The organism is Sporosarcina sp. HYO08, assembly GCF_001563475.1.
Classification (GTDB): Bacteria; Bacillota; Bacilli; order Bacillales_A; family Planococcaceae; genus Sporosarcina.
On record NZ_LPUT01000028.1, the window covers coordinates 384,559 to 395,922 of the forward strand.

Consider the following 11,364-nt stretch of genomic DNA (forward strand, 5'->3'; position numbering starts at 1 on the left):
GAAAAAGACACTACTGGCATTTTGAGCCTTCGTTCCGAAATCCATACAATAAAATAATACGTGGTGTCATCATTACTCAAAGGGGCGTGTAGAAGTGAAATACTTTGCGGATGGTACGTTGAATGCTCGTGTAGACCCGCCGTTCATACAACAAAGGAATTTACCCTCAAATGTATACTCACATAATGAGCAAACCGATGAACAATCCACATTGGATCATGGAGGGTTTATTGCTTATAATTCAAATCGAAGCGGTGCCAATGAAATATGGACCTACAACGTTCGAACTGGTGAGAATGAGCAACTGACACAAGGATTGGGAGATGCTTTTTCACAACCCATTTGGGCACCGAACAGCCGGCGGATCGCGTTTACTGGGAAAAATCGAATTGTCTATATCATCTATTTAGATTCGGGATCGATAGCAGCCATTGATCAGCTGCCGAAAGAGGGGGATTTAAACGTAAGTTGGTCCCCAGACAATGAAAGCATTGCGTATGTAAAAAGGGGAACCATTACAATATACGATACAACTTTGCACGAAGCGCGAACGATCAATGCCGCGGGTGCTACAGATGTACAATGGTTTCCAACAGGAACAGTTCTTTTATATCAAGCGATGGATGATAAGGGGAATAGCCAACTTTATCAAATTAGCGTAAATGGCAGGGACAGAAAGAAATTAACGAATAATAGCGAAGGTCCAATCCATCATATTCGGCTATCCCCAGATGGTTTATTTGTTGTTTATACGACACCGGGTGAGAGTGTATCACTTATACGTACAATGGAACTTGCAACAGGCACTGTTTTCCCGATAAAAGGAGGACCTTTATCGAAAAATTATTATCCTGTATGGTCACCTGATTCTACTCAAATTGCTTTTACTTCAACGATTGAGGATCATGGGTACTCTTCACAAATTCGTACGATTGGTCGAAAGGGAAAGGCTGGACGGATTTGGGCAATTTCAAGTTGTTATGCGACTCCTGTCACTTGGGCGCCTGATGGGAAAAAAATAGCTTATTTATCGGGCTGTCGGGACGAACACGCTAGCAATGAATTGTGGATCCTTCAGTTAAACCGATCAAAACCTATGCGGGTCATTCAAGACCAATCCATTATGTCACTTCAATGGTCGCCAACTGAAATAGAAGACTTGACAATGCAGGAATATACAAATGAATTATTAGGAATCAATTTACAATACCCCCACGAATGGACAAAAATCAATGAAGTTCGCTTTGAAGGCGGCGATGGATTTTTTCAAGTGGGCGCACTATTTGGAACGGAAACGATGCAACAGATTTGTCAAGCGGAGGCACATCAAAAATTGATGCCATACGGATCCGATCCGCAAATCCGCCACTTGGAAATGCCCGTTGAAGCTTGTCTCATTTATCCATCGAATGACCAATCGGAGGAGATGAAAGGGCAGGCGGCCTACATTACAAAGTATGAAGCCCCGATTGAAATTGAAGGGAAATCTTATAATTACTTCATTTTATGGGCAGACAAAGACCATATCGAAAAAATTGTTTCAACCCTTTTGTTTTTACCGTGAAAAAACGGGATGCCAGTACTGACCTATGGATGGGTCAGTTTCTGGCATCTCATTTTTATTTATAAGATCTTTCGGATTCGCTCTTTTGTCGTTGATTTGGGGTCATTGGCTCATGTTTCGGCTTTAGATTTCCAAGTTCAGCCAATTCCATTGAAATTTCTTCCTTCATTTTGCTAGGTGCGATTTTTGAATGTTTGGGTGTTTGTGGCATTGAAGTAGCTTGATTTGTTGAACCTTTGTGATTATCATCTCTACCCACTGCGTGACCTCCTCGGTTTGTATTTGTCCTTTTTAATATGAGCGAAAGAAGAAGTTCAATTCAAGAAATTGCATAAAAAATAAGGGACATGTGCAATCTAACACCAACTACAAATTATGGGAGGTTATCCAGATGAAAAATATATCTATTGTTGGAATGGCAATGTTGTTAATCTTTTCTTTGGCGGGTTGCGGAACAAACCAGAAGACGGATGATCAAAATGCTGCGGATCAGGGAACAGCAACGAATACGGAAAATGTTGACAACAACGGAACAGCCAATGAAAATAATGCAAATGACAACAATGCCGAAGGAACGTCAGATCACAAAATTGACATTGCCGAAGAAGCAGCAGATAATATTGTGAAAATTGACGGAGTGGATTACGCGAATGTTCTTGTAACGAATAATAACGCGTATGCTGGCGTTATGTTGAAAGAAGGCGTCGAAGGAACAAAAGAAATGGAAGATAAAATTGCCGACGAAGTACGAGCTACAACCGCAGATATTAACAATGTTTACGTTTCTTTAAATCCTGATTTTGCAAAACAAATGACAGACTACGGTGATAAAATTCGTGCCGGAGAGCCTGTTGAAGGTTTCTTCAAGGAATTCACGGACGCAATAAGTCGTGTATTCCCGGACGCACATTAAGAAAAATATGCAGATGTTTGATGGAAAGTCAATATTATTCCATCAAATTGCACCTAATTATGACAAATTTATTAAATAATAGAATTCTGGCAGTAATCGACATTTAATGCGATTAATATGTTGTAATCTATAGCAGGCTGGCCAAAGCCGCGAGATCGAAAAATATATATGTGGAGGAATTGTTGTGACGACTGCTATAAAAAAAAGGGCATTATCATTTTGGATTCATTACAAACGAAAAGGGATGTATAAGAAGGCGAAGCAATTTGGTTTTACACACCCAAAGGTTGTCTCTCATAGTCAAGACTTGGACAATCTTTTAAATAAATACCAAAATATTGCTTCCCACTAAAAAGCGGATACATCCATGTAGATTGGTTCAAGATGATATGCCTTTCGTTAAAATGAAAAAACTGTTAAATGACTAAAAGTTCTTGTATGCTAAAAGCATGATTTAAACGGAAAAGGTGTATGAAATGGAGAAGTTTATCATCATTGGAGCAGGAATTTTAGGTTCGTCAACAGCTTATCATTTGGCGAAAAATGGTGCGTCGGTAACAGTCATCGATCGGGAGGACAGCGGACAAGCAACAGATGCTGCTGCGGGGATTATTTGTCCATGGTTATCGCAGCGTAGAAATAAAGCTTGGTATGCACTTGCCAAAAGTGGAGCAGCTCATTATCCATCCTTAATTGAGCAACTCAAAAAAGACGGTGAAATCGAAACCGGCTATAGACAAGTCGGTGCGATTAGCCTACATTCAGATGAATTGAAATTGAAGAAAATGGAAGAGCGGGCACGAGCAAGAAGACAAGAGGCACCAGAAATGGGAGCGATCGAATGGTTAACGGTTGAAGAATGTGCCTCTTTTTTTCCACCTATAGCCGATCAGCTTCAGGCCATATTTGTCAGTGGAGCGGCTCGTGTAGATGGACGAGCACTGCGCAATGCCCTTCAAAATGCAGCGAAAAAACATGGCGCGACTTTCGTAAAAGGGTCTGCTCGGTTAGCCTCATCTTCTAATGCTGTAACAGGTGTAAATGTGGGAGAGCAATTTTACCCGGCTGGTTCGGTCATCCTAACAACGGGGGCATGGGCGGCAGAAATTGTTAAACCGCTTGGCATCAACTTAAAAGTGAGTGGCCAAAAGGCGCAAATTGTCCACTTGCAAATAGAAAACACGAAAACAAATGATTGGCCAGTTGTCATTCCGCCGACAAATCAGTACATTGTTCCTTTTGATCACGGACGAGTTGTAGTGGGAGCGACCCATGAGGACAATAGACCGTTCGATCATAAAGTGACGATCGGTGGAATCCATGAAATTGCGACAAAAGCGCTTGAAATTGCACCGGGTTTGACAGAAGGAGCATATGTCGAGACTCGCGTTGGGTATCGTCCGTTTACGCCAAACTTTCTTCCAATTATTGGTGAGTTTGCCCAAGTAAAAGGCTTATGGATCGCAAATGGTTTAGGTGCGTCAGGCTTAACAATAGGGCCGTTCTTAGGAAACCAGCTTGCGAAGCTTGTGCTTGGACAAGAGGTTGAAATTGATTTGTCGCTTTACCGTGTTGAGCAAGCAATTGAATAATTTTGGAAAGATGCCTTCATGCAAGGTATCTTTTTTGTTTTTTCTGCAATCATAGAAACCTTCTGCTATTTGGAAGCGCTTAAATAGTCCCAAGATTTTAAATGTTATTGACTAACGATGACACTCGGTGTACTATTACGAATAATGTTGCCTTATATAAGCAAAAAGAGAGAAGGCAAAAAGAAAAAAAGGGGGATTTTGAATGAGAAAGAATTGGCTCAAATATGCAGTTGCATTGTTTAGTATTGTTTTGGTCCTTGCTGCATGCGGTACTGCAAAAAATGACAATGCAGCAAATAATAATACCGAAGACGAAGGAAATAAGAGCACTTCAACAGATTCAAAAAAATATAAAATTGGCGTGACACAAATTGTTGAACACCCGTCCTTAAATGCTGCTTACGATGGATTTAAAAAAGCATTAGAAGACGCGGGGCTTGATGTGGAATATGATGTACAAAACGCTCAAAACGATAACAGTACAAATACGACAATTGCCAATAACCTTGTAGGTGCAAATGTTGACTTGATTTTTGCGAATTCTACGCCAAGTGCACAAGCAGTAGCAAGTGTGACACAAGATATTCCAATTATTTTCACTTCCGTAACAGACGCAGTGACTGCTGAACTCGTAGAATCCAATGAAAATCCGGGTGGAAACGTTACGGGAACAATTGATAACCATCCAGAAGCAATTCCTAATACGTTAAAATTTCTATCCGAACAGCTAGGTTCTAAAAATGTCGGAATGATCTTTAACTCAGGTGAACAAAATTCACGGGCTCAGGTAGACACAGTGAAAAAATTGATTGAAGATTTGGGATTAGACTTAACAGTTGTCGAGGCATCCGTTGCAACTTCCGCAGACGTTAAACAAGCGGCAGAATCTTTGCTCGGTAAAGTTGATTCACTTTATATTATTACAGACAATACAGTCGTCTCTGCATTAGAATCAGTCGTTTCCGTAGCGAATGATAATAAATTACCAATGATAGTTGGTGAATTCGACTCAGTAGAACGCGGTGGATTAGGTGCATATGGTTTTGAATACTATGACATTGGTTACGAAGCAGGGCAAATGGCTGTAAAAATTTTAAATGGTGAAAGTACACCAGCGGATTTACCTGTTCAAGTTCCTCAAAACCTAAAGCTTGTCATGAATAAGGACACTGTAGAAGCGATAGGGGTTGAAGTGAAGGACGAATGGAATGCTGAATTCGTTGAATGAATGGGAGATGAAATTGCATGTTTTCAGCTGTATTTGGGTCAGTTGAGCAAGGAATCATCTACGCAATTATGGCACTCGGAGTGTACCTTACATTCCGAGTGTTGGATTTTCCGGATCTAACGGTAGATGGTAGTTTTGTAACAGGAGCCGCGGTTGCTGCAACAATGATCGTTTTTGGGTATCACCCGATCGTTGCAACAGGCGTTGCTATAGTTATTGGTTTTTTTGCAGGATGTATAACAGGTTTATTGCATACAAAAGGAAAGATCAATCCTTTATTGTCCGGAATTTTAATGATGATTGCACTTTATTCTATTAATTTACGTATTATGGGCTTAACATCAGAAAACTCGGTAGGTCGGCCGAATATTCCATTGTTAAATGCAGAAACAATTTTTAGTGAATTCCAAACATTTTGGGGTGCGCTTGGCATTGACGATGTACTAAATTCTTTTTTTAGTGCCATGGGTGTACAATATTTACCGTCCACTTGGGGAACATTTTTTCTAATGATCGTTGCGACGTTCATCATTAAACTAGTTGTGGATTGGTTTTTGAAAACAGAAATAGGGCTTGCGATTCGCGCCACGGGCAACAATAAGAAGATGATTAGAAGTTTTTCCGCCAATACGGATACACTTGTCATTGTTGGTTTAGGCATTTCAAACGCCCTTGTTGCATTTTCAGGCGCCTTAATCGCTCAGTACTCGAAGTTTTCCGATATTGGGATGGGAATCGGAATGATTATCATTGGTTTAGCATCCGTCATTATCGGTGAAGCCATTTTCGGCACAAAAACGATCATGCGCACGACACTTGCAGTTGTTGCCGGTGCGATTATTTACAGAATTGTACTTGGTTTGGCGCTTCGGATCGATCTATTGGATACGGGAGATATGAAGCTCATTACGGCAATTATTGTCATTGCAGCCCTAGTCCTTCCGCAATATTTTGATAAAAGAAGAGAGAAAGCTAGAAAAGCGAAGCGTCATGCGGAGCGTTTAGCGGTGAAGGCGAAAGGGGAGACGTCTATTGTTGAAGCTGGAACAGATTAACAAAGTATTTAACGAGGCGACTCCGGATGAAAAAATAGCGCTCGATCAAATTAATTTACATTTAAAACCTGGCGATTTTGTGACGGTCATCGGCAGTAACGGTGCAGGCAAATCGACGATGATGAATATGGTGTCGGGTGCGCTGACACCTGACTTTGGAAAAATTTTCATTGATGGTAATGAGGTTACTAAACTACCAGAATACAAACGATCGCGAATGATTGGCCGTGTGTTCCAAGATCCGATGGCGGGAACAGCCCCCGCCATGACGATCGAGGAAAATTTAGCGTTAGCTTTTTCAAGAAACAAGCTTCGCGGCTTACGTAAAGGGGTCGATAAAAAAAGAAAAGACTTTTTTCGATCGGCACTTGAAACGCTGCACTTGAATCTAGAAAATCGGATGAATACAAATGTTGGGATGCTGTCGGGCGGAGAGCGTCAGGCATTGTCCTTATTAATGGCAACCTTTACCCAGCCATCTATTTTGTTGTTAGATGAGCACACGGCTGCTTTAGACCCATCTAGGGCGGCGTTAATCGCAAATTTAACAAAGGAGCTAGTGGAAAAGGATCAATTGACAACTTTAATGATCACACATAATATGCAGCAAGCGCTTGATCTTGGCAATCGATTAATTATGATGGATAAAGGGCAAATCATTTTGACGGTAGAAGCAGAAGAAAAGAAGCAGCTGACAATTGAAAAACTCATGGCTGAATTCCAGCGTATCCGCGGTGAAAAACTTACAAATGATGCAGCGTTGTTAAGTGTATAATTTAGAAGAAAAAGCAAATAGACGGAATCTCTTGGCTAGGGATTCCGTCTATTTTGATTATGCGTGTGTTGTTAAATCGCTTTTGACTTGAACGACCCATCCAAATGGATCTTCGAGTTTACCCGTTTGAATGCCTGTTAATGTATCGTAGAGCTTTTTGGACAACTCTCCTGTTTCGCCGTTATTAACAATCATTTTATCGCCATTCCAGTTCAGTTCTCCTACTGGAGAGATAACAGCCGCTGTACCCGTACCGAAAACTTCTTCCAGCTGTCCGTTTTCATTCGCAAGCTTAATTTCATCCATTGAGATTTTTCGCTCCGTAACTGGCACATTCCAATAACGCAGCAACTCTAAAATAGATTTTCTTGTGATTCCTTCTAGTATGCTGCCATTTAAAGCAGGTGTCACCACTTCACCGTTTATTTTAAAGAAAATGTTCATACTGCCGACTTCTTCAACATATTTCCGCTCAACACCATCAAGCCAAAGAACTTGTGAATACCCTTCTTGGTCCGCAACTTCTTGTGCTTTTAAGGCGGCAGCATAGTTTCCTGCCGTTTTTGCATTTCCTGTTCCACCTGCAACCGCACGGACAAAGTTATTTTCAACAAGTATTTTAATAGGATGAATCCCTTCTTTATAATACGATCCTACTGGTGAAAGGATGATCATAAAGCGGTATTTCTTTGAAGGTGCAACGCCAAGAAATGATTCCGTTGCAATCATAAATGGACGAATATAAAGAGAAGTGCCTTCTGCCTTTGGAACCCACTCTTTATCAATTTCGAGCAATTGATTTAAGGCATCTAATGCTAATTTCTCATCCACTTGCGGCATCACAAGTCGAGCACATGATTCGTTCATACGTCTCATGTTTTGTTCGGGACGGAAAAGTCTGATTTTCCCATCTGTTTCTGAAGCATATGCTTTCAATCCCTCAAAGACAGTTTGCCCATAATGAAATACGATCGATGCAGGGTCTAATTCGAAGGGTTCATAGGGAACGATTCGATGATCGTGCCATCCAATTTCTTCATCATAGTCCGCGACGAACATATGATCTGTGAATGTTCTACCAAATACCAGTTCCTCTGGGTTGGGTTTTGCTTTTTGTATTTTGCTTTGTGTGATCGAAACCGGTAATTTTGTCATACTGATCAAATCTCCTCATCTTCTTATACTCTTTATACTTTTGAATAAATGACTGAATAGAGTAAGTATACAGCAATTTTAGCGAAAAATATAGGCATTCCCCGTAAATTATTTACAGATCGGCAATAGTTGTCGAAAAATACTAAAAATTTTAATGGTGTTTGTAAGTTTATTTTATAAAAGCGTTGGGATGGAACGTACATTCTTTTTTTAGTAAGCTTAAAAAGAGGTGGTTACAAATGAAATTCGTGTCATGGAATGTAAACGGACTGCGAGCTTGCGTTCGAAAAGGTTTTTTTGATTATTTCGAGTCAGTAGATGCAGACGTTTTTTGTGTTCAAGAAATAAAATTACAAGAGGGGCAAATTGACTTAGATTTAGAAGGTTATCATCAGTACTGGAATTATGCCGTTAAGAAAGGTTATTCCGGCACCGCTGTCTTTACAAAAGAAAAGCCCCTTTCGGTGAAATATGGCATTGGAGAGTCCGAAGTTGAAGAAGAAGGACGAATTTTAACACTGGAGTACCCGACATTTTATCATTTTTCAGCAAGAAGACTCCATCTAAGTTGTTTTACGGGCGAAGCCCAACAATTCAGGTGGAGATGAATTGCTGTCAGCCAAAAGGCTGAACTCATTTTTTAAAATGTTTTTCCGTTTCGGGGAACCAATGTTCGTTTTTAGTTTTGTTCTTTGGTATAATTAAGTCACAGATAAGGGGGTGAACACACTGGCTAGAAAGAAAACGATTAAAATGTTGCGTAAACAAAAGAAATCTGAAAATATTCAACGGTTCACTCAAAAACAGAATATTGGACGCGGTGTCCTTACGGCTAAAGAATTTCGTCTGCTTCAACGGATGTCACATAGTTCTAAAGCGTTACGTAATGTGGGCTTGTATACCATTAAACAAAGTTGCTTACATAACAATAGGATTGCGACTGTAAAAGAAGTAGATGCTGCTATGAAAGCGGATATGAACTATTGGGGTGTTCAATCGAATTCCGTTCAAGCTATTCGCAGAACTTTGTATTCAGATGTGAAGAGCTTTTTTAAAGCTTTAGAAAAATGGAATAAGAACCCTGAAAAATTCACCGGTCGTCCTAAATTTCCAAAATACTCTGGTTCTACTGAAAAACGGGTCATCGAAATCTACCAAGTTCCAAAAGTTGATAAAGATGGGTATTGGGTTATTCCAATGAATGCTGAATTTAGAAAACGTTTTGGTTCGATTAAAATTCGTATGCCTAAAAATTTGTTAAACAAAAAAATCTCCTACATTGAAATCACGCCCAAACAAAAAGGTCGGTTCTTTGAGGTGCATTACACTTATGAAGTGCAAGTAGCTCAAATGAAAAAACAACCAACGACAACTACAAACGCTTTGGTTATTGATTTAGGTGTAGATCATCTTATGAGTTGTGCAACAAATAAGGGTGATACGTTTTTAATTGACGGAAAGAGATTAAAATCTTTAAATCAATATTTTAATAAGGAAATAGGCAAGCAACAAAAGAAAAATATCGAAAATAGCATTTCCAAGCGTGTAGTGACAAACAAGCAAGCGAACCTTTGGATGAAACGGGAAAGACAAATAAACGGTTACTTTTCTCAAGCCGTAGGTTTGCTTTTCAAAAAAGTCAAAGAGCTAGCTGTTGATACGATTGTTGTAGGTTATAACGCTGGCTGGAAACAAGCGTCTGATATGGGGAAAAAGAACAATCAGAAATTTGTCCAAATTCCATTCAAAAGACTAATTTCCGCCATCGAAAACAAATGTTTAAAGGAAGGCATTCGTTTTTTTAAACAAGAAGAAAGTTATACTTCAAAAGCTAGTTTTCTAGACAGAGATACGATGTCTGTTTGGACGAAAAAAGATCAATTAACCTACACGTTCAGTGGCAAACGGATCACTCGCGGTCTATATCGAAGTAAATCGGGAAGATGCATCCACGCTGATATTAATGCTGCATTAAATATTTTGAAGAAATCAGAAGTTGTGGAAATAGATGAAAAGTTAACAGTAAAAACTCCAGTTAAATTAGAAGTTCAAAAACGTAAGGCTGTTGCTTAGCGCATAGCTTAGTGGGTGTGTCAACCATCCGAGTGTACTCGTCACATTTGTGCCGGGGCTTGTAGTACATAGTTCGTAAGGCTATGACTTCACCGAATTCGTTCGGTGAACTTTAACTCTTCGGAGGGAGGGTGCAAGTGGGAAAACGATAGTTTGTCACCAGTACCGACCTAAAACTTACTTGGGGTGTCACCGTAACACCAGAAGGTGGCATGGACTCTAGAGCGTCAAACTGTCTAGCGATAGACGAAAAGACCTAGAGTTCTAACTCAAGCCCCCACTGAAACGTTTTATCTTAGTAGGGGTAGTTGACCCGGAACAAGAAGGGGCTTATACGTGGTGGAGCTATATGAATAAAAGTATAATTGCGTAGAACACTAATTAAGGGTGATTAGATGAAGAACGCATTGGTTTACAACCGTAAAAGTAGAGGGGAACTAGAGGATTTACAAAAACATAAAAGGGAATTGTTATTCTATTGTGAACGTCATCATTTCAACTATACCTATTTTGAAGAAATAGCGTCTAGCGTTGACGAGGAACGAATTGAATATTTAAAGTTAATCAAGGAAATTGAATCGGCTAAATATGATGTTTTGGTCATAACAGATTTATCACGATTAACTCGAAATTTAAAGCAGCAATTAGAACTATTTGAGTTGTTAGAGAAATTTAATATGATTGTTCACAGCCTTTTAGACGGAATCATTAACCCATCTGATAGCATGGGTGAAATGATGTCTGTTATTAAAGGCATGTTTAATCAATCGGCATATAAAGAAACTTCTAAGAAAATGCACTTGGGACGCTTACAAAGTGCTAGGGCTGGAAAATGGGTAGGTGTGCCGCCTTATGGTTATAAAAAGAATAAGGAAACTTTACTGTAAACGAGCACTTTGTTTCCTCAGAAACACCCGTGTTTTTTTCACATTCCTTCGGAATGGCTACTATACTTCTCCGCAATAATGTGCTAAATTTTTTGCATATTAAAAGGGGGAGTTTTTTTATG

General features: G+C 39.7%; 11 protein-coding genes and 1 pseudogene. 10 read left to right on the plus strand and 2 right to left on the minus strand.

Annotation, left to right across the window (positions count from 1 at the left end):
- Window positions 1-94: 94 nt before the first annotated feature.
- Window positions 95-1,564 (plus strand): PD40 domain-containing protein, encoded by a 1,470-nt coding sequence (locus AU377_RS13265; protein WP_067408245.1) that lies wholly within the window; start codon window positions 95-97, stop codon window positions 1,562-1,564.
- A 55-nt stretch (window positions 1,565-1,619) separates the two neighbouring features.
- On the opposite strand, the gene AU377_RS13270 is transcribed toward AU377_RS13265, so the two are convergent.
- The gene (locus AU377_RS13270; protein WP_067408246.1) at window positions 1,620-1,823 is read right to left on the minus strand and encodes a hypothetical protein; all 204 of its coding nucleotides are present in this window, start codon (window positions 1,821-1,823) and stop codon (window positions 1,620-1,622) included.
- A 132-nt stretch (window positions 1,824-1,955) separates the two neighbouring features.
- Here AU377_RS13270 and AU377_RS13275 point away from each other — a divergent pair, with 132 nt between their 5' ends.
- From AU377_RS13275 to AU377_RS13295, 6 genes are all read left to right on the plus strand, one after another.
- Entirely contained in the window at window positions 1,956-2,477 is a 522-nt protein-coding gene (locus AU377_RS13275) for a YhcN/YlaJ family sporulation lipoprotein (protein WP_067408247.1), read from the plus strand.
- 184 nt (window positions 2,478-2,661) lie between these two features.
- Complete coding sequence (locus tag AU377_RS15375) at window positions 2,662-2,829, plus strand: aspartyl-phosphate phosphatase Spo0E family protein (RefSeq protein WP_253724488.1); 168 nt, start codon at window positions 2,662-2,664, stop codon at window positions 2,827-2,829.
- 124 nt (window positions 2,830-2,953) lie between these two features.
- Window positions 2,954-4,069, plus strand: a complete 1,116-nt coding sequence (locus tag AU377_RS13280; protein WP_067408248.1) for an FAD-binding oxidoreductase — start codon at window positions 2,954-2,956, stop codon at window positions 4,067-4,069.
- Window positions 4,070-4,271: 202 nt separating this feature from the next.
- Complete coding sequence (locus AU377_RS13285; protein ID WP_067408249.1) at window positions 4,272-5,297, plus strand: ABC transporter substrate-binding protein; 1,026 nt, start codon at window positions 4,272-4,274, stop codon at window positions 5,295-5,297.
- Between the two features lie 17 nt (window positions 5,298-5,314).
- The gene (locus AU377_RS13290) at window positions 5,315-6,352 is read left to right on the plus strand and encodes an ABC transporter permease (RefSeq protein ID WP_067408250.1); all 1,038 of its coding nucleotides are present in this window, start codon (window positions 5,315-5,317) and stop codon (window positions 6,350-6,352) included.
- Window positions 6,330-7,127: an ABC transporter ATP-binding protein gene (locus tag AU377_RS13295; RefSeq protein WP_067408251.1), complete on the plus strand. Its 798-nt coding sequence runs from the start codon at window positions 6,330-6,332 to the stop codon at window positions 7,125-7,127. Before AU377_RS13290 ends, AU377_RS13295 begins: the two co-directional genes overlap by 23 nt.
- 57 nt (window positions 7,128-7,184) lie before the next feature.
- Here the strand turns inward: AU377_RS13295 and AU377_RS13300 are convergent, their stop codons facing one another.
- Window positions 7,185-8,282, minus strand: coding sequence for a branched-chain amino acid aminotransferase (locus AU377_RS13300; protein ID WP_067408252.1), 1,098 nt, complete (start codon window positions 8,280-8,282; stop codon window positions 7,185-7,187).
- 239 nt (window positions 8,283-8,521) lie between these two features.
- Here AU377_RS13300 and AU377_RS13305 point away from each other — a divergent pair.
- The 3 genes and pseudogenes from AU377_RS13305 to AU377_RS13315 all read left to right on the plus strand — a co-directional run.
- A pseudogene (locus AU377_RS13305) lies at window positions 8,522-8,821 on the plus strand (exodeoxyribonuclease III); the annotation flags it as partial.
- A 190-nt stretch (window positions 8,822-9,011) separates the two neighbouring features.
- Window positions 9,012-10,355 (plus strand): RNA-guided endonuclease TnpB family protein, encoded by a 1,344-nt coding sequence (locus AU377_RS13310; RefSeq protein WP_067408272.1) that lies wholly within the window; start codon window positions 9,012-9,014, stop codon window positions 10,353-10,355.
- Between the two features lie 395 nt (window positions 10,356-10,750).
- On the plus strand, window positions 10,751-11,242 hold the full coding sequence (locus AU377_RS13315) for a recombinase family protein (RefSeq protein ID WP_067408253.1): 492 nt from the start codon (window positions 10,751-10,753) through the stop codon (window positions 11,240-11,242).
- Window positions 11,243-11,364 lie beyond the last annotated feature (122 nt).

Bases quoted from the DNA above. Each gene is read 5' to 3' on its own strand.
- AU377_RS13275 (WP_067408247.1), top strand. From the start codon at position 1,956: ATGAAAAATATATCTATTGTTGGAATGGCAATGTTGTTAATCTTTTCT.
- AU377_RS13280 (WP_067408248.1), top strand. From the start codon at position 2,954: ATGGAGAAGTTTATCATCATTGGAGCAGGAATTTTAGGTTCGTCAACA.
- AU377_RS13285 (WP_067408249.1), top strand. From the start codon at position 4,272: ATGAGAAAGAATTGGCTCAAATATGCAGTTGCATTGTTTAGTATTGTT.
- AU377_RS13290 (WP_067408250.1), top strand. From the start codon at position 5,315: ATGTTTTCAGCTGTATTTGGGTCAGTTGAGCAAGGAATCATCTACGCA.
- AU377_RS13300 (WP_067408252.1), bottom strand. From the start codon at position 8,282: ATGACAAAATTACCGGTTTCGATCACACAAAGCAAAATACAAAAAGCA.
- AU377_RS13315 (WP_067408253.1), top strand. From the start codon at position 10,751: ATGAAGAACGCATTGGTTTACAACCGTAAAAGTAGAGGGGAACTAGAG.